The 17,850-nt window shown below is 48.6% G+C and carries 16 protein-coding genes and 3 pseudogenes; 11 read left to right on the top strand and 8 right to left on the bottom strand.

The genetic code is table 11. The features are described from left to right. Window positions 1–4: 4 nt before the first annotated feature. On the bottom strand, window positions 5–556 hold the full coding sequence (locus D368_RS18695) for a PadR family transcriptional regulator (RefSeq protein ID WP_012117104.1): 552 nt from the start codon (window positions 554–556) through the stop codon (window positions 5–7). Window positions 557–789: 233 nt separating this feature from the next. On the opposite strand from D368_RS18695, the gene D368_RS18690 reads away from it, so the two are divergent. The 5 genes and pseudogenes from D368_RS18690 (at window position 790) to bstA (ending at window position 6,003) form a co-directional block, all read left to right on the top strand. Continuing rightward, window positions 790–1,392: an NAD(P)H-dependent oxidoreductase gene (locus D368_RS18690; RefSeq protein ID WP_071391447.1), complete on the top strand. Its 603-nt coding sequence runs from the start codon at window positions 790–792 to the stop codon at window positions 1,390–1,392. Continuing rightward, window positions 1,383–2,472: pseudogene (locus tag D368_RS18685) on the top strand (acyltransferase family protein). The gene D368_RS18690 and the pseudogene D368_RS18685 overlap by 10 nt, the downstream one beginning before the upstream one ends. Before the next feature lie 256 nt (window positions 2,473–2,728). After that, a complete protein-coding gene (locus D368_RS18680) occupies window positions 2,729–5,140 on the top strand; it encodes a PEP/pyruvate-binding domain-containing protein (protein ID WP_071391449.1) in 2,412 nt (803 codons plus the stop codon). Between the two features lie 22 nt (window positions 5,141–5,162). Then, the gene (locus D368_RS18675; RefSeq protein ID WP_025650237.1) at window positions 5,163–5,435 is read left to right on the top strand and encodes a ribonuclease inhibitor Barstar; all 273 of its coding nucleotides are present in this window, start codon (window positions 5,163–5,165) and stop codon (window positions 5,433–5,435) included. 25 nt (window positions 5,436–5,460) lie between these two features. Next, entirely contained in the window at window positions 5,461–6,003 is a 543-nt protein-coding gene (gene bstA, locus D368_RS18670; protein ID WP_094247143.1) for a bacillithiol transferase BstA, read from the top strand. Here bstA and D368_RS18665 read toward each other — a convergent pair. Further along, on the bottom strand, window positions 5,963–7,555 hold the full coding sequence (locus D368_RS18665) for an MFS transporter (protein ID WP_128575034.1): 1,593 nt from the start codon (window positions 7,553–7,555) through the stop codon (window positions 5,963–5,965). The genes bstA and D368_RS18665 overlap by 41 nt on opposite strands. Window positions 7,556–7,663: 108 nt before the next feature. Continuing rightward, window positions 7,664–8,146, bottom strand: a complete 483-nt coding sequence (locus D368_RS18660; protein ID WP_003155512.1) for a MarR family transcriptional regulator — start codon at window positions 8,144–8,146, stop codon at window positions 7,664–7,666. Window positions 8,147–8,314: 168 nt separating this feature from the next. Here D368_RS18660 and mprF point away from each other — a divergent pair, with 168 nt between their 5' ends. The 3 genes and pseudogenes from mprF (at window position 8,315) to D368_RS18645 (ending at window position 12,522) form a co-directional block, all read left to right on the top strand. Further along, the gene (gene mprF / locus D368_RS18655) at window positions 8,315–10,885 is read left to right on the top strand and encodes a bifunctional lysylphosphatidylglycerol flippase/synthetase MprF (protein ID WP_101562833.1); all 2,571 of its coding nucleotides are present in this window, start codon (window positions 8,315–8,317) and stop codon (window positions 10,883–10,885) included. 92 nt (window positions 10,886–10,977) lie between these two features. Further along, window positions 10,978–11,862 (top strand): PhzF family phenazine biosynthesis isomerase, encoded by an 885-nt coding sequence (locus tag D368_RS18650; protein WP_025650233.1) that lies wholly within the window; start codon window positions 10,978–10,980, stop codon window positions 11,860–11,862. Window positions 11,863–11,938: 76 nt separating this feature from the next. Next, window positions 11,939–12,522 (top strand): annotated as a pseudogene (locus D368_RS18645) (nitroreductase family protein). A 38-nt stretch (window positions 12,523–12,560) separates the two neighbouring features. Here the strand turns inward: D368_RS18645 and D368_RS18640 are convergent. From D368_RS18640 to D368_RS18630, 3 genes and pseudogenes are all read right to left on the bottom strand, one after another. Continuing rightward, on the bottom strand, window positions 12,561–12,752 hold the full coding sequence (locus D368_RS18640) for a YfhD family protein (protein ID WP_003155508.1): 192 nt from the start codon (window positions 12,750–12,752) through the stop codon (window positions 12,561–12,563). Window positions 12,753–12,822: 70 nt separating this feature from the next. After that, window positions 12,823–12,933: a YfhE family protein gene (locus D368_RS18635; protein WP_003155504.1), complete on the bottom strand. Its 111-nt coding sequence runs from the start codon at window positions 12,931–12,933 to the stop codon at window positions 12,823–12,825. A gap of 57 nt (window positions 12,934–12,990) precedes the next feature. Next, window positions 12,991–13,889 (bottom strand): annotated as a pseudogene (locus D368_RS18630) (TIGR01777 family oxidoreductase). 91 nt (window positions 13,890–13,980) lie between these two features. On the opposite strand from D368_RS18630, the gene recX reads away from it, so the two are divergent. From recX to D368_RS18615, 3 genes are all read left to right on the top strand, one after another. Then, on the top strand, window positions 13,981–14,772 hold the full coding sequence (recX, locus tag D368_RS18625; protein ID WP_003155502.1) for a recombination regulator RecX: 792 nt from the start codon (window positions 13,981–13,983) through the stop codon (window positions 14,770–14,772). A gap of 6 nt (window positions 14,773–14,778) precedes the next feature. After that, entirely contained in the window at window positions 14,779–15,090 is a 312-nt protein-coding gene (locus D368_RS18620) for a YfhH family protein (protein WP_025650230.1), read from the top strand. 143 nt (window positions 15,091–15,233) lie between these two features. Beyond that, window positions 15,234–16,427 (top strand): MFS transporter, encoded by a 1,194-nt coding sequence (locus D368_RS18615; protein ID WP_128575079.1) that lies wholly within the window; start codon window positions 15,234–15,236, stop codon window positions 16,425–16,427. Between the two features lie 39 nt (window positions 16,428–16,466). Here the strand turns inward: D368_RS18615 and D368_RS18610 are convergent, their stop codons facing one another. Further along, window positions 16,467–16,856 (bottom strand): DUF2606 family protein, encoded by a 390-nt coding sequence (locus D368_RS18610; RefSeq protein ID WP_101562836.1) that lies wholly within the window; start codon window positions 16,854–16,856, stop codon window positions 16,467–16,469. After that, window positions 16,819–17,730: a trypsin-like serine peptidase gene (locus D368_RS18605; protein WP_003155497.1), complete on the bottom strand. Its 912-nt coding sequence runs from the start codon at window positions 17,728–17,730 to the stop codon at window positions 16,819–16,821. The genes D368_RS18610 and D368_RS18605 overlap by 38 nt, the downstream gene beginning before the upstream one ends. Between the last annotated feature and the right edge of the window lie 120 nt (window positions 17,731–17,850).

The raw sequence follows: 17,850 nt of genomic DNA, 5'->3' as shown, positions 1-17,850 counted from the left end.
TTGTTTATGCTTTTTTGATGAGAGCCAAAATATCTTCAAGCCAGGAAATATAATTCCGTTCCCGCTCAAGCGCTTTTGTCAGCACGAGATAATGGCCGAAATCAGGAGAAGAAAATGAATCCGCCTCCGCCGACGATGTCATCAGTTCTTGATAACTGTTTTCCAGATCGGACAATTTCTCCTTCCGTTTTACGAGCTGATCGGTGAATAGCTCATCAGCTTCTTCCTGCGTCAAAGCTGAGATGAAATAAGCCTTCAGCATAAATTCATCCTTCACCGTTTCCGGAATCGGGTCTTTTTTCGTCAGCCAGGCAGCAAGCTCCAGCTCTCCCTTGTCAGTCAGCGTGTACATTTTTTTCTCAAGCTTCGTTCCTTGAATCGCAGTGCGAAACGTAATAAATCCCTCAGCCGTCAGTTTTTTTAATTCCGGATAAATCTGGCTGTGCTTTGCGCTCCAAAACTGGCCGAGCTCTTCCTTAAAATAGCTCGATATATCATATCCGCTCAATTCGCCTTTTCGCAAAAGCCCTAAAATCGCGTACTTTAAAATTCTCATGTTGTCCTCCAAGCCCATTCATTTGACAGCTAGTATACCATACGGCCGCTCAAAAACGCAGAAGCGCCGGATGCTTGTCATTGGATCTGCGGCGGCAAAATCAGCGAAAATTTGCAGCAAGGGGTTATCGAAACGGCAGCAGAACTGGAAAAAGCCTTTCTCGTGTCTTTGCCTCATTCATATGACATCATGATATAATCATTGTAAAAATTAATAAATACTGGGAGGGACATATGAAGACGGTGATTGTGTATGCAAACCCGGATGAGAACAGTTTCAATGCGGCTCTCGTAAAATACGTCGCCATGGCTTTAAAGGACAGCGGCCAAAGCTATACGGTCATTGATTTATACGCCGATCAATTTGATCCCGTGCTGAAGTACGGCGGCGAAAAAAAGCGCTCTGACATGAACCGGGACGCTGAAACGAAGAAATACCGGAAACTGATGAAAGAAGCGGATCATCTCATTTTCATCTACCCGCTGTGGTGGGGAGGCGTTCCGGCGATTATGAAAGGCTTTTTTGACAGAGTGCTTGTCGCCGGAGAAGCCTACACATATGAAAACGGCCGCGTAAAAGGACTGCTCCGGGCAGAGACGGCACAGGTCTTTTATACGGCGGACTCCCCGGGCTGGTACTTAAAGTGGTTCCGGAAAAACTCGGACTGGATTACGCTGAAAAAAGGCATTCTGCAATTTTGCGGCATTCAAAAAGCCGAGCGGAACCTTTTTTCTGTCGTCAGAACGAGCACACCCGAACTGCGGGAAAAATGGCTGCGCCAAGCATACGCCAAAGTCCGGCGCGCTTGTGAAAAAGGAGCGGCCGCATGCAGATAAAAGAAATTTTCGTAATTCGCTGCCTGTCCTGTTTAAGTGTCGTTCTGCTTCACGCAGTTTCAATGGTGCTGATGATTCAGGAAGAGTCCTTAGCCAGTGCCGCCCATACGGTTGATGCCTTTCGGACCCTGTTGATGTTCAGCACGCCGGCGTTTATCTTTATTTCGGAATTTCTGCTTGCCAGGTCATACCCGAAAGGCGTTCCAGCGGGTTTTTTAAAGAAAAGGGGCAAAGTCATTTTCGTGCCGTTTCTGTTTATTGCCGCGGTGGATGCCATTTTAATGAAAAGCGTGGCGGAAGAAGGAGCCGGATTCGTTTCAGTGATCGGTAAATTTTTAGAAAATGTGTTTTTAGGAAACTTCATCGGCTACTTCATTCTTGTGATCTTTCAATTTTACATTCTCCATATGCTGCTGCACCGCTGGCTGAACAACACATCCCCAGTGTGGGTGCTGTCTGTTTCGTTTATCATCAACGCCGTCTATCTGGCTTACTTTTCGATCTTTCATCCGCCGGCATCATCGGGGCTTGATTCTATTTTTCCGTTCTTTTGGGTTCCGTTTCCGGGCTGGGTGTTTTATTTCTGTCTGGCATTTTATTGCGGAAAGGAATATCCGCGTTTTTTATCGCTCATCAATCAGTACCGTTATGCGGTTTACTTCAGTGCGGCCGTATCGGCAATATTGATTGTGGCCGTTTCATATATCAGCGGCGGCTCCATTTCCTCTAAGCGTCCGGATATTATGATTTACGCGGTCAGTATGATCTTTCTGTGTTTTCATCTGTTTTCAAAGCTCAAAAAAAGTGCCCGCGATTGTGATGATGATCAGCAACTATTCGTTTTCAATCTATCTGCTGCACTCCTACTTTTTAATCAGCGGATATCTTCTGGAAGGCTATTTGCGGTCAATGCCTTTAGCGGCTGCCATCCTTCTTTTATTTTTGATCTGCACGTTCGGTCCCATTTTCGTATCTTGGGGGTGCAACCATTTCAGATACGGATACCTGTTTGTCGGGAAAGTGTATCAGCCCAAGCAGACCAAAAGAAATACGGCGGCGCATCAAGGCCGCACAGTCTGAAAAAAAGGCGGCGTTTCGGCCGCCTTTTTGATACGGGTCCGCTTTATCCTGCACGAGGACGGATAGTTGTACATCCTGCAAACAAAGCCCCCGCCTGCGGCTGTTTTGACGGATGCATTTATGACAAAATAACGCCATTGATTTTCTCCCTTGTGAAGACCGATATATTGTATACTTATAGGAAATACTTTCAAAAAAAGTGAAAAAGAGAAAAACTGTGAGCTTGGATGAACGACTAAAAAGGAGCGGGGACATTATGAATGACTGTGTCAAAACATTCGGAGAACTTCCGGCCGAACTTTATTCCTTTGCGGGAGGAAAAGGAAGCATTCTCTCTAAAATGTATCAAAGCGGGTACCCTGTGCCTGAAGGGTTTGTGATTTTGCCGTCAGCCTTTCAGGACGGACAGCTCCGCCATCAGGCGAGAGAGGCTGTTGATCAATATGTGAATTCCATCCGCAGCCGCCATGCAGCTGCGTTGTTTGCCGTACGCTCATCCGCGCTGAGCGAGGATTCCGCTCAGGCTTCCTTCGCCGGAGAATTCGATACGGTGTTGAATGTCAAAACAGATCAAGACATGTCCAGGGCGATTGATGAAGTTCGCCGGTCGGTACAGTCAGAAAGAGTAAAAGCGTACAGCGCCGTTCAGGGAATGGAAGATGAGCATGAAATCGCAATCGTCATCCAGCTGATGATACCGTCTGAGATATCCGGAGTGCTGTTTACCGCAGATCCGATTACGGGGAGCAGGCGGGAGATGACAGGCAATTACGTCTACGGTCTCGGGGAGCAGCTCGTTTCCGGGGAAGCCGATGCCTATTCTTTTAAACTGGCACGGCCCAAGAAAAAATATGACGGCCCCGGGGAATTTCGCAAATATGCGTCAAAGCTCTATAAACTGGCGAAAAAGCTGGAAAAAGATCTTGGAGGGCCGCAGGATATTGAATGGGCCGCCGCGGGCGGGACATTGTATATTCTTCAATCCCGCCCGATTACGACCTTACAAGCCGGAAATCTGGAAACCTATGAATGGAATGATTCTTTCAGCGGTGATTTTTTATGGACAAACACCAATATAGGAGAAGCGATTCCCGATGTGATGACGCCGCTGACATGGTCGCTCCTCCGGAATCTGGATGAAGAGTCAGGCATCATTCCGGGCTATTATGTCTGGTCCGGCAATATTTGCGGCAGAGCCTATAACAATATGAGCCAGCCTCTTTCCGTTCTCGCCGCTTTCGGTCTGAATCCGAAAGGCGGAAAAATTGGAAAAATGATGAGCGATACATTGGGAGAAATCCCGGCGGAAATGAAGATTCCTTTATATCCGTTCTCAAAGTATGAACTTTTGAAAATCATCCCGAAAAAACTGAAACCGTATCTGTCGAAAATGAAGCAAGCGAAAAAAAACATGTCCTCCTACTTGGACGAATCGCCGGAGTGGTGCCGGAATATTGAAGAAAAGCTGAAACGCGCCGAAACGGAGCGGGCATTATTAGCGATATGGAACAATGAGATCTATCCGTATTTATGCAACGCGTGGTTTGCGTTAATATCCGGCGGGCGTGATTCTGCGCAATCCTCTTCGTCGTTAACCTCTCAATTAACAAAACTCGCAGGCATAGAAGATGCGAATCTCCTGCTTTCCAATCTGAGGGGAAAAGGCGGACTGGCCAGCCTGGAGCCGATTATCGGCATTGATCAAGTCATGAAAGGCCGTATGAGCGAGGAAGAATATCTCAGGAACCAAGGCCACCGTGGTCCGCATGAATACGAACTTTCCATACCGCATCCGGGAGAAAACCGGGATTGGCTGACGAAGCAGATCAAAGAACACAAGGAGTCGGGTATTGATGCCGAACAACTGCTTTTGAAACAGCAGCGGGCGCATGAACAGGCCTTCCGAAGATTTGAAAAAAAGTTTCCTCATAAGGTCAAATGGCTCAAAGCCAAAATGGAAAAAGCGTCAGAATACGCGAATATGAGAGAAACAACCAGATCCGAATTTGTCAGGGTGTACCGGACAGCCAGAGCATTCGCGCTCAGAGCGGCGGAAATGACCGGCATGAAGGACGATATTTTCTTTCTGTATCTGCATGAAATAACCGATCTGCTCGCGGGGAAAGAGCCGGCGGTTGCGTCGATTCAAGCGAGAAAGCAAAACTATGAAACCTATAAAAAACTGCCGCCGTTCCCATCCGTTATTAACGGAAGATTCAATCCGTTTAAATGGGCTGAGGATCCTGACAGAAGAGCGGATTATTACGATGCTTTTATGCCTGCGGAAACGGATGATGCGCATACTTTAAAAGGTTTCGCGGGAGCGGCCGGGAGAGTGGAGGGCATTGTCCGTGTCCTTGATGTCCCGGAAGACGGGGATTCTTTTGCGGCGGGGGAAATTTTAGTGACGTCGACAACCAATGTAGGCTGGACCCCGCTTTTTCCAAGAGCGGCTGCCATCATAACGGACGTCGGCGCCCCTTTGTCCCACGCGGCGATCGTCGCCCGGGAACTGGGGATTCCTGCCGTTGTCGGGTGCGGAAATGCAACGTCAAAACTGAAAACGGGGGACAGGGTGGCCGTTGACGGCGGGCAAGGAATCGTTCAGCTGGAACCGCGGCAGACTCCGGTCACTTCTGAAGAGGAAAATGGTAAACTGATAGAATAAAATCAAGAGAAAGGAGCCGCGCATGAATAAAGCAGTTATTAACGGGGAGCAAATCAGAAGTATGAGCGACCTGCACCAGACATTGAAAAAGGAACTTGCCCTTCCTGAATACTACGGTGAAAACCTTGACGCTTTATGGGATTGTCTGACCGGCTGGGTGGAATATCCCCTCGTTTTAGAATGGAGACAGTTTGAACAAAGCAAGCAGTTTACAGAAAATGGCGCCGAGAGTGTGCTTCAGGTCTTTCGTGAAGCGAAAGCGGAAGGCTGCGACATCACCATCATACTTTCATAATACGATCAGCGGGAGAGAGACAAAAATGGAAAAACAAACCCTCAGCTATCCGATTGGAGAATATCAGCCGGCTGAATCGATTTCGTCCGGACAGAAACAAGAATGGATCAATGCGCTGGAACACGCTCCGGCCAAACTGAAACAAGCTGTCAGAGCGATGTCGGACAGTCAGCTTGATACGCCGTACCGCGAAGGGGGATGGACTGTCCGCCAAGTGGTTCACCATCTGGCGGACAGCCACATGAACGGCTACACCCGGTTTAAATTGAGCTTAACGGAGAATGAACCGGAAATCCGTCCTTATGATGAAAAAGGCTGGGCCGATCTTCATGATTCCAAAACCGCCGCTTGCGGGGATGCGCTTGAGCTGTTAACAATCCTGCACAGAAGATGGGCCGCTCTTTTGCACTCCATGACGGAAGCCCAATTCAAACGGACGTACTTCCATCCTGTATCTAAAGAGACGGTTACGCTGGAACAGGCGCTCGGGCTATATGTCTGGCACTCTGAACAACACATCGCCCATATTACTGAGCTTTCCCGGCGGATGGGCTGGCATCTGTCTTAGAGGATGCCGGCTTCCGGAAAAACGCCAAAACAGCCGCAGACACGATCGTGCATAATGAAATGACGGCGGCTGCCGTATAAAGATGGTGGTAGCCGCTGGAAATGCCCGCTTCAATCGCATCAGAAACCGCTTTTTTGACGGCGGGAACGGGGATTCGGCTTACCTGCTCCTGCAACGAAGAAAGTCCGCCGCCGATATCGGGCGTTTGCGCCTGATCAGCGGGAATGCCGCTTTTCATTAAACGGTTTTTAATGTCCGCTCCGATCCGGTCAAAGCTCGCTGTAATGAAGCCGGCATATAAAGCCGGAGCGAGCGTCAGCCCGACCTGCCTTACGAGTGACAGCGTGGCGAGCGCTGTTCCTTTGTTTTGGCCCGCCGTTTCTGATACAAGCACATTCAGCGGAGCCCCGAGCAGAAATCCGAAACCGATCCCCGCAATGACACTCGCCGTGACAAATTCCCATTTATCCGTCACCCATAACGGAAACAGGCTGAATCCGGCAAAGGCGATGGCGCCTGATACAACCGCGGAGAAGACCGGCCCTTTTTTATCCGTGACCGCCCCGCCGAGCCACGCTCCGATTCCTGACGCCAACGCAAGCGGCGTCATCCAATAACCCGCTTTCTCCGCCGATACGTGCAAATATTGCTCCGCATAAGAAGGAATAAAAATGACCGCAGCGAGCAGCCCTCCCGATAAAAATCCGATGACAAGCGTCCATTGAAACACTTTATTTTGCAGCAGCGAGTAGGCGAGAATCGGATCGCCCCCCCGGTTTTCAACCCGCTTTTCGACCTTAAGCAGTACCAGAAAGAGAAGTGCCGCTCCCAAAAGATACCCGTACACCTTTACGTCCATTATGCTTTCTGACAGCTTCGCCCCATTGAGATTCGTGATACCGATCATACAAGATAAGATCGCAAGAGACAGCAGCATTGTGCCGGCGAGGTCAAGCCGTTTCGCCTCAGGCTCTTTCGTTTCAGCGATAAACAAACCGCCGCACACAACCAAAGCGGCGGCAATCGGCAGGTTAATCAAGAACAGCCAATGCCACGACCCGGTTGCATCAAGCAAAAAGCTCCCGATATTCGGTCCGAGGACGGCCGCCATACCGTTCATCGCCCCTAAAAGCCCGAGAGCTTTCCCCTGTTTCTCCTTCGGAAGTACGGCCAGCACATGCGAACTCCCGATTATAAAAATTCCGCCGCCGCCAAGCGCCTGAATGAGCCGTGCCGCCAAAAACATCGGGAAGCTCTGACTGAGTGCGACAAGCAAAGAGCCGAGTCCGAACAGCCCGACCTCCATCATAAACAGCTTTTTCCGCCCGTATCGGTCCGACAGCTTGCCGACAATCGGCACACTGACACTGAGTCCCAATGTGTAGAGGGTCACTCCCCACGATCCCCATGAAGGAGAAACATCAAAAGAGCTGTTAATCGTCGTCAGAGCAGCGGAAATAATTCCGTTGTCCAGCGCCGCCATGAACACACCGATCGTAAAAAGAGTGATGGCCCGGCTCTGGTTTTTTTCTGTTTGCAATGGCTCCGGCATACTGATCAATCCTTCCGTTTTTAGTTCACTTCGAGTATATTATTCACTTTAAGTGAATTAAATGTCAAACAAAAAAAGGCCGCCGATACCGGCAGGCCTTTTTCATCTCTATGCCTGTTTGGAAGAATCAAGCGCTCTTGCCAAAATGGCAAGTCCTTGATTGACCGTTTGTTTTTCTTCAGCGGTCAGCGTTTCCAATGAACGCTTCAATTTTACATGTCCTTTTTGATAAAGGCTGCGGAAAATATCTTTCGCGTTTTCCGTTAATTGAACGACGACTGAACGGCGGTCTTCTTCTGACGGAGCGCGTGTAATGAAACATGATTTTTCTAAACGGTCAAGCAGCCCCGTCGTATTTGAAAGAGAAGCGCCCATTTTCTCCGCTATGTCACTCACCTTAAGCGTCCCGTGGTTGTTCAGAAGCATCAGCACCTTCATTTGCGGCATGCTCATATCAAGCTTCATCCACTCCGAAACATCGCCGAGTCCCGCCGAGGTCATCACTTTCATGTACAGCACCCAAATATCCCGTTCCTCAGGAGAAAAAATATCGCCGCCTAATACCGTTGTATCATGCAGATTATAATCCATCGTCTCACTTCCTCATTCATACTCCTGCATACCATATTACTGATTTTAATCAGAGAAAGAAAGTTGCAGACGAGTTTTGTTTGAATGTGAGGTGGTAGTGTATAATATGTTGGAGATTATTGGGGGAATTATAATAAATAAGCTATTTTATGATGATTGGAGAGAACATTGCTGACTAAAAAGAATGCCTTATCGATATTAAAAGTAATATTTCCTATTGCAGTTTTGCTTTTAGTCATTTATCAGTCCAAAAAGGAATTGACAGACCTTTCTTTTAAACGAACGCTGTACATTATTAACGGGATTGAGCGTTACGATTTATTTATTCTCGTTCTGCTCGGCCTCCTTGCCGTCAGCGCGATGTCCTTTTATGACTTTGTGCTGAAACGGACGCTTCGCCTCGACATTCCGAATTGGAAAGTTTTCAGGGTTTCTTTTATCGCCAATTCCTTTAACAATGTCCTTGGATTTGGCGGTCTGGCGGGCGTCGGGCTGCGGACGATGCTTTACAAAGAGCATACGAATGACGTAAAACGCCTCGTCGCAGGCATCGCCTGGCTTACGTCCTCAGCGCTGCTCGGGCTGTCCGTCTTCAGTATCCTGACCATTGCCCGCATTCTGCCGGTCGGAGAGATTACAGGTGAGAAACCGTGGCTGTGGGCTGTTATCGCCGGAGTGGCGCTTATTGTGCCGGCAGCCTTAATCGCCGCTTGGATCAACAATAAAAAATCTGGCGCAGAAGACGGTGAAGCAAAACCGAGGCATCCGGTTTTTTCTTACATCGGGGCATCGTTTGCCGAATGGTTTGCGGCGGCCGTCGTCATGTATTATTCCCTGTATGTCATGGGGATTCACGCGGATGTCCGCCATGTATTCGGTGTATTTGCCATTGCCGCTATCGGGGGAATCATCAGCCTTGTGCCGGGAGGATTGGGTTCGTTTGACCTTCTGTTTCTGCTCGGCATGCAGAATATGGGCTTTCCGCAGGAGGCGGTTGTGACATCCATCGTCATCTACCGGATTGTGTATTCATTTATTCCGTTTGTGTTCGGGCTGTTCTTTGCGGCCGGCGATTTAACGGAAAATACGCTTAAACGGCTGGAATCAAATCCGAAGATGGCGCCCGCCGTGGAAACGACGAACGTGCTTCTCGTATTCCAGCGCGCCATCTTAATCAGAGTGCTTTACGGTTCGCTGTCGCTTTTGGTTTTTATGGCGGGAGTCGTTGTGCTTGCGTCCGTCGCCCTGCCGATTGACAGGGAGACGGTCATCCCGCATATTCCGCGCCCGGCGCTCCTTGCGTTTAACGCGTTATCGTTAAGCGCGGCTTTGATTCTTTTAATCTTGCCGATTGAATTATACAAACGGACGAAACGTTCTTATTCAATGGCGGTTGCCGCGCTGGTCGGCGGTTTTGTGTTCAGTTTCTTAAAAGGATTGAACATCAGCGCGATCTTTATTCTGCCTGTCGTCATTGTATTGCTGGTGCTGTTAAAGCGGCAGTTTATCAGAGAGCAGGCATCGTATACGCTCGGCCAGATGATTTTTGCCGCCGCTCTGTTTATTATCGCCTTGTTTAACTACAATCTCATTGCCGGCTTTATTTGGGATAAAATGAATCGGCTGCTGCGCCACGATTATTTCGTTCATAACAATTCTCACATTACATATGCTACGATGACGGCCATTATTGTTGTGCCGCTGTTTTTCCTTTTGTTTACGGTCTTTTATCATAAAAGATCGAAGCCGATCGGAGAAAAGGCCGATCCTGAACGGCTGAAGTCCTTTTTGGCGGAAGAAGGCGGAAACGCCCTCAGCCATCTCGGCTTTCTCGGGGATAAGCGGTTTTATTTCTCAAGCGACGGCAAAGCGCTTTTATTGTTCGGCCAGATTTCCAGAAGGCTTGTCGTGCTCGGTGATCCGTCAGGACAGAGAGACTCTTTTCCGCTTGTGATTGAGGAATTTCTGAATGAAGCGCATAAGCAGGGGCTGAGTGTCATGTTTTATCAGATCGAACGTGAAGATCTGGCGCTGTACCATGACTTCGGCTATAACTTCTTCAAGCTCGGAGAAGAGGCGTTCGTGGATATGGAAGCATTTACGCTGTCAGGTAAGAAAAAAGCGGGGCTGCGGGCGATTAACAACAAATTTGACCGCGAAGGCTACACATTTCATGTCGGGGAACCGCCGTTTTCCTCCGAGTTTATCGCCAAGCTGAAAGACATATCGGACGAATGGCTCGGACCGAAAAAAGAGAAAGGTTTTTCTCTCGGTTTCTTCGACCGGGATTATCTGGAACAGGCGCCGATTGCTTACGTGAAAGACGCGGAAGGGGAGATCATCGCTTTTGCCAACCTGATGCCGATGTATCAGGAAGGCGAGATATCAGTCGACTTGATGCGTTATCGGAAAAGCGCGCCGAACGGTATTATGGACGCGCTTTTCATCCGTCTGTTTCTCTGGGCGCAGGAAAAAGGTTATACCACCTTTAATATGGGCATGGCGCCTTTGTCAAACGTAGGAACGGCTTTTACATCTTTCTGGTCGGAAAGAATCGCGGCCGTCATTTTCAACAACGTCCGGTATATGTACAGCTTCAGCGGGCTGCGGGCCTTTAAAGAAAAATACAAACCGGAGTGGCGCGGGAAATACTTGGCGTACCGCAAAAACAGATCGCTGTCCGTCACGATGATTCTCGTCACCCGCCTGATCGGAAAAACCAAAAAAAGACGCCGTTAAAAGGCGTCTTTTTTTGAAGAATTAACTAAAAATTCTAATTTTACTCTGTTATACTGAATAACATGATCATAAGGTGAAAGGAAGGCTGATGAATGAAACAGGCAACCGTGTTTAAATATGAAGCGTTTACCGATATTCCTGATTTGGGAAATCCCGCAGGAATCGTCTTTAACGGAGATGATTATTCAGATGAAGAGATGCAGATGATCGCCGAATTGGCAGGGTACAATGAAACCTCATTTCTCTGCAAAAGCGGAGAAGCCGATCTGCGCATCCGCTATTTTACACCCGGCCACGAAATGAATTTATGCGGACATGCTACCGTCGCCTCTCTTTACGCATTAATTGAAAAGGGAAGGCTTCAGGCTGATCAGACATATCAAATTGAGACAAAAGCCGGCATTCTTCCCGCAAAAGCCGCTGAACGAAACGGCCGGGTATACATCACGCTCAAACAGGCACCCCCGCAATTTCTGCCGTTTACGGGCGACAAAGAAAAGCTTGCGGCCTCGCTCGGGATTACGGCTGAGGATTTTCACAGCGAGCTGCCGATTGTTTACGGATCAACGGGGATCTGGACACTGATTGTTCCGCTGAGATCACTTCAAGCATCACGGAATATGGTGCCTGACAACGCACAATTCCCCGCTGTTTTGCGCGATCTTCCGAAAGCGAGCGTTCATCCGTTTTCTCTGGAAACCGTTCATTCGGAAAGTGATCTGCACGGCCGTCATTTTTCTTCACCTTTCTCCGGAACGACCGAAGATCCCGTCACGGGAACCGCTTCAGGCGTCATGGCAGCCTATATGCGGCAATACGGAGGCTCTGAAGCCGAATGCCTCACGATCGAACAAGGCCAGGAAATCGGGAAAGACGGAAAAGTGGAAATCAGAATTGCGGAGGAAAACGGAGAGATGAACATCAAGATGACGGGAACGGCCGTGTATGCCGAATCAATCAATTTTCAGCTTCCGTAACGGTTTACAAAAGACGGTCGTATCCGTTATATTATAAATGATAATCATTTTCAATTGAATAGGAAGGTGAATCGGCATGCCGAAAACCGAACAATTACAGCAAAACGAAAGTCTTGCACATACAATCAGAAACAGAAGATCCATCCGGTCGTTTAAGCCGGAAACCGTACCTTCTGAAGTCATATTAGATATGCTGGAAACGGCCGTTTACGCACCGAACCACAGACTGACGGAGCCATGGCGTTTTATCTACGCAGCAAGCGAAGCGGGAAAAGCAAAGCTTGCGGACAGCTACGTCTCATTTTTCAAAAAATAAAAGATGATTTCAACGAGGAAAAAGAGCGGAACATGAGAAAAAACCTCAGCGCCGTTCCGGGATTTTTGCTGGTCGTCTTAAAAGAAGATGAAAATGAATTTACGAGAAACGATGATTTCGCGGCGCTGAGCGGCATGATTCAAAACCTTCAGCTTCTCGCACATGAAAACGGCATCGGCATGGTCTGGAAAAGCGGCCGCATCATGTATGACAAACAGGTTCACCAAGACTTCGGCCTTGCAGACAATGAGCGCTTCGCCGCCATCATTCAAACGGGCTATCCGGATGAACAGCCTAAGGCGAAAGAACGGACGCCGGCAAAGAGCCTGTTTACCGAGTTGTAAAAAAATCCCCGTCTCCATACAGAGGCGGGGATTTCGTATTAGCGGGTTTTGCTTTTAGCTCTGTTGTCAGCGGCTTTCATCCGCGCCTGCGCTTCGCGGTCAGCGGAATCAGCAAGCTCGCTTGAATATTCCTCGTACGTGCCGTCTGTTTCGCGTTTCAAAGCATCCGGAACTTGAGGAAGTTTTTGTTTGTTTTTATCACGGTTTTTGTGAGTATGATTTCTGCCCATATCAATCGCCCCCTGAAAAAAGTGATATCAAACAAACATAGTATCTGCCCGGTCCCGATCTTTATTCAGTTTATTTCCGTTTGGCTGCTCTTTCCGCTTTTTTGAATTCACCGGAATAAAGGACTTCCTGCATTTTTTTCAGATTGGCTCCCTGCTGATGTTTTTCGCGCTTCTTTTCCATAAAAGAAGACCCTCCTTCAAAACAGAATACCAATAGGATTGGCTTTTATTTCCGTTTTTATGCAGATAAGAGATCCTTTAAAGCCAACTCAAGTTCTTCATACGTAAATTGAAAACCGGATGTCAGCGCCTGCTTAGGCAGGGCGCGCTGGCCTTTTACGATCAGCAGGCTCATTTCCCCCAAGGCCTTCTCCAGAAAAAATTCCGGTACGGGAATCCAATGGGGGCGGTGCAGGACGCTTGCGATCGTCTTTCCGAATTGCTTCATTTCTACGGGGTTCGGCGATGTCACATTCATGGGACCGGATAAGTCATCATGCTCCGCCGCAAAAGCAATAAGTTCCGCGGCGTCATCGACATGAACCCATGACAGCCACTGCCGTCCAGAGCCGACGGTGCCTCCGGCTAACAGCTTATAAGGAAGAACCATGAGCGGCAGGGCGCCTTTTTCACCGAGCATCACCCCGAATCTGGCATATACCGTCCGAATGCCGAGCGCTTCAATTTTCTGGCCTTCACGCTCCCACATATGAGCCGTATGACTGAGAAAGTCTTCATTTGACGTATCGGACTGCTCAGTGAACGTTTTCTCTGTGCTGGTGCCGTAAATGCCGACGGCGCTTGCCTGAATTAAAGCCCGGGGTTTTTTCGGCTGCTGCTTCATAATCCGTCTGACTTCTCTCGTCGCTTCTACCCGGCTTGAGATGATTTGTTCTTTCGTTGTGTCCGTCCAGCGGTCAAAGATGGATTTGCCGGCGAGGTTCACCCATACATCAATAGGGGGAAGCTCGCGCTCAGGCGCCGCGTTTTCGGCCAGCCATTGAACATATGTCACATTTTTTGTTCGGTTTCTCTCTGTTTTCTTGATAAAATATAGACATGATGTCCCCGGCGGGTAAACACACCTGTCAGATGCCGGCCCAGAAAACCAGTGCCGCCTGTCATCGCGATATTCATATCCATCTCTCCTTACACGTTGATACATATACTGTACCTCATTTGCCAAAAAGAAAAACGCCTGAACATCGGGGCGGGAAAGGAGACCGGGATGCCGTTTATTACAAAAATATCGACCCAAAAGAAAAATACCGAGCGCTTCAACATCTTTCTTGATGAGAAATATGCATTCAGCGTCGACGCCGACGTACTTGTGCGTTTTGACCTGAAAAAAGGGAAAGAACTGGACGAGCTTGACATTCTTGAGATCCAGCACGGCGATGACGTGAAAAAAGCCTTTAACCGCGCCGTAGAATTTTTATCATACCGGATGCGCTCTGAAAAAGAAGTCCGGGATCATCTGAAGAAAAAAGAAACACCGGACATGGTTATTTCTGAAGTCATCCATAAACTGTACGATTACCGCTACTTAAATGACAAAGAATTTGCCGAAGCCTATGCGAGCACCCACAAAAAAACAAACGGCAAAGGCCCTGACGTCCTGTTCCGCGAGCTGAAAGCGAAAGGAATAGACGACGATACCATCAAGGAGACGCTCAGCGCGTTTACATTTGATGAGCAGATACAAGAAGCGCTGAAACATATCGGCAAAATCCTCAAAAAAGACAAAAAGCTGTCCACAAAAGAGATCAGACAGCGGGCGCAGATGCAGCTTCAGCGAAAAGGTTTCCCTTTCGACGTCATCAATGCCGCTCTGGAGCAGACGGAGTATGAAAATGATGATGAAGCCGAGATGGAAGCTCTGAAGGCTCATGCGGAAAAAGCGATCAGGAAATACCGCTATGACGGCAGCTATGAAAGCGGAATGAAGGTCAAACAGTACTTATTCAGAAAAGGATTCTCGATTGACGATATTGATCAATTCTTGCAGGAAGAGGAGTAAACTGAAATGGACAAACGATACAGTCAAATGACGCCTCATGAACTACAGACAGAAATTGCGGGACTGACGGAAAAAGCGCGAAAAGCGGAACAGATGGGCATTGTAAATGAACTGGCCGTGCTTGAACGGAAAATGACGATGGCCAAAGCTTACATGCTGAACCCGGAAGACTTTCGGCCCGGCGGGGTGTATCAGATAGAAGGTTCTGATGACACTTTCCGCATTGATTACATCAACGGCGTATTCGCCTGGGGACACAGATCTTCCCCGTCTGACGGGGAAGAAGCACTGCCGATTTCCGTTTTAAAAGAAAAATAATAACAAAAGAGGCCGGTTCCGGCCTCTTTTCTTTTCGGGCACATTCGTTTCAACCTTTCAGTAAAAAATGATTGAATTCATTTTTGATATCTTTTAAGATGGAATTCGTTGTTTTTAATAAAAGGAGGCGATTTGCGTTGAATATCAACATGAAACAGCCATCTGTGAAATTAATGATTTTTGTTTTAATGATTTGCACATTTTCCATCGGGTATACGGAATATGCTGTCATGGGTATTCTGACGTCGATTGCCGATGACTTTCATATACATGTATCTTCAGCGGGCATGCTTGTTACGGCGTACGCGGCAAGCGTCTGCCTGACGGGCCCGATTGTAACCATTATCGCGGTTAAGCTGCCGAGAAAGCCAGTGCTGCTAGGGTTGATGGGCATCTTCGTCCTTGCCAACCTGATGAGCGTCTTTGCGCCGAACTTCGCCGTGCTGGCGATTTCCAGAATTTTATCCGCATCCATTCACGGAGCCTTTTTTGCGATCGCCATGGTGTTTGCGAGTGAAATGGTGCCGCCTGAAAAACGTTCCGCCGCCGCGGCTTCCATGAACGGCGGATTAACCGTGGCGCTGATGCTCGGCGTCCCGTTCGGCTCTTATTTAGGGGATGCCCTTAATTGGCGTGCCGTCTTTTTCATTATTTCCGTTTTAGGCCTGATCGGTCTGATCGGACTGATGCTGGTCGTACGGAATCGAAAACCGAAAGTGATTCCGATGCTGATGAATGAATGGAGTGTCTTTAAGCATAAACAAGTGATTTTTTCCTTTGCGATCACCATTCTCGGCTACTCAGGCGTATTTATCGCTTACACGTTTATTGAGCCGATTTTAAGAGATTCAGCGGGGTTCGGCACAGTCGGCATCACAGGCGCGTTATTTGCCTACGGTCTCGGCGGAGTGGCGGGGAATTTCTTCGCGGGGAAAGTGCCGCTCAAACTGCTGACGCGCACGATGATCGGTGTGATGATCGGCTTGATCGGCGTCTTGGCGATTTTCCCTTATATCGCTGTCTTTCCCGCCGCCGCCGTTTCAGCGACATTTTTGTTCGGCGCATGTGCGTTCGGCACGCCGCCGCTTTTGCAGACCAAGGTTATTTCTTCCTCTGAAAACGGCACGACAATAGCCGCTGCGGTGAGCGTTTCCGCCTTTAACCTGGCAAACGCGCTCGGCGCCTGGATCGGCGGATTGATTCTCGGGGGAACGGGATCTTACTCATGGCTGTTTGCCGGCGGTGCGCTGATGACGGCTCTCGGCCTTGTGCTTTCCACGTTCGCTCATCTGTCTGAGAAGAAAGATGTTTATGAATACCAAGTGCATAAAGGATAACAAAAAGCTTGCAGGGGATATTCCGCCTGCAAGCTTTTTTCAGTGTTTCAATGTAATGCTGATCACCGTATGTTTATCGCTCTCAGCTAAGGAAATATTCCGGGTTTCCGGTACCCCGTCTTTTTCAAAAACGACGGCATAGGTTCCTTTCGCGCCGCTTTTCCATGTCATCTCGCCGTGGTGATCAGTCTTGCCTATTATCTCTCCGCGGTCTATATTCGGCTGATGATCTGACTCCGCCGCTTTCATCACGGTAACCGTCACACCGGCCGCCGGTGAACCGTCTGCATCCTCAACATGGAGCGTAACGGGCAGTGCTTTTTTGGCGGCGGAATCATCCGCTTTGCCGCATCCGCATAAAACGGCCGCCGCGAGAAAGATAACAAAAGCTTTATTGATTTGACCAATATTGAATGTTGTCGAATACACTGTTTGTCACCCTTGTTCCCAGATTGTAAGACGACCCGCCGTTTGTATGAATGGCAATGGCGGTCTGGCCGGTGTCGCTGTAATTGCGGTAAACGGGCGATCCGCTCTGGCAGCCGAACGTATCTGTCGTGTAAGTGAGTTTATATGTCTCGGCAGAACGTATCGGCTTGCTGTCCGACCACATGGAACCGGACACTTTGTCGCACGGATATCCTGTCACGGTTGAGGAAAGCCCGGCCGGACTGGAACTGTTGGTCGTCCGGTAGCCGTACCAGCCGACAGTATTCCCGGGCGACCCGTTTACTTTGATTGCGCCGTAGTCGTAGTTTGTGTCACCGTTTTCTGTCCACCCTTTGACACTGTAGAATGTCTTGCCTGAATAAGAGCCGTACGGGTACGATGACCCGTTGCGGCCGGGAGCTGCCGTAATTTTCGATGCCCAGCCGTTTTTCTGATCATACACGCAATGTCCCGCCGTAACGATCGTGTCGGCATTGACAAAAAAACCGGTGCATCCGTAGGTGCTTGTGCTGCCGCTGTATGTAACGGTCAGCTGTGCTGTCGCTCGATATGGAAATGATGTTGTGGGAGAAATTCTGATTCGTTCGTCTGTCCCAATAATACTGGAAGGCTTTAATGACTTGATGTCAGCTTTGCTGTTTTGTGCAAGCTGTCTTTTGGTGAGGCCCGTTCCTTCATAAGCGGGGGATGTCTGTGTTGTTTGTACAGGCTGATTCTGATTTGCGTCAAACTCCTCACCGCTGTTTGATACAGATGTCTGCGGGCTGCCCGCTGCTTCAGCTGAAACAGCAAATAATGAAACTGACAGTAAGAATGCGGTAAGGCTCAGCAATCGTTTTGAAACTGTCTTCATTTTATAAAACCCCTCCTTTTTTGTCTACCGGCTTTCGTTTTAACATTTAACATATTATGGAATTTATTTAGCGTTATGACCGCAAGAGGATGTCTTTTTCCGCAAAAAAAAGACCGGGTC

The sequence above is a fragment of the Paenibacillus lentimorbus NRRL B-30488 genome, from assembly GCF_000411595.1.
GTDB classification, from domain to species: domain Bacteria; phylum Bacillota; class Bacilli; order Bacillales; family Bacillaceae; genus Bacillus; species Bacillus velezensis.
Note: the sequence above shows the minus strand (reverse complement) of the source record. Positions and strands in the feature narration are given on the sequence as shown.

Bases quoted from the DNA above. Each gene is read 5' to 3' on its own strand.
- D368_RS18695 (WP_012117104.1), bottom strand. From the start codon at position 556: ATGAGAATTTTAAAGTACGCGATTTTAGGGCTTTTGCGAAAAGGCGAA.
- D368_RS18690 (WP_071391447.1), top strand. From the start codon at position 790: ATGAAGACGGTGATTGTGTATGCAAACCCGGATGAGAACAGTTTCAAT.
- D368_RS18680 (WP_071391449.1), top strand. From the start codon at position 2,729: ATGAATGACTGTGTCAAAACATTCGGAGAACTTCCGGCCGAACTTTAT.
- D368_RS18675 (WP_025650237.1), top strand. From the start codon at position 5,163: ATGAATAAAGCAGTTATTAACGGGGAGCAAATCAGAAGTATGAGCGAC.
- bstA (WP_094247143.1), top strand. From the start codon at position 5,461: ATGGAAAAACAAACCCTCAGCTATCCGATTGGAGAATATCAGCCGGCT.
- D368_RS18665 (WP_128575034.1), bottom strand. From the start codon at position 7,555: ATGCCGGAGCCATTGCAAACAGAAAAAAACCAGAGCCGGGCCATCACT.
- D368_RS18660 (WP_003155512.1), bottom strand. From the start codon at position 8,146: ATGGATTATAATCTGCATGATACAACGGTATTAGGCGGCGATATTTTT.
- D368_RS18650 (WP_025650233.1), top strand. From the start codon at position 10,978: ATGAAACAGGCAACCGTGTTTAAATATGAAGCGTTTACCGATATTCCT.
- D368_RS18640 (WP_003155508.1), bottom strand. From the start codon at position 12,752: ATGGGCAGAAATCATACTCACAAAAACCGTGATAAAAACAAACAAAAA.
- D368_RS18635 (WP_003155504.1), bottom strand. From the start codon at position 12,933: ATGGAAAAGAAGCGCGAAAAACATCAGCAGGGAGCCAATCTGAAAAAA.
- recX (WP_003155502.1), top strand. From the start codon at position 13,981: ATGCCGTTTATTACAAAAATATCGACCCAAAAGAAAAATACCGAGCGC.
- D368_RS18620 (WP_025650230.1), top strand. From the start codon at position 14,779: ATGGACAAACGATACAGTCAAATGACGCCTCATGAACTACAGACAGAA.
- D368_RS18605 (WP_003155497.1), bottom strand. From the start codon at position 17,730: ATGAAGACAGTTTCAAAACGATTGCTGAGCCTTACCGCATTCTTACTG.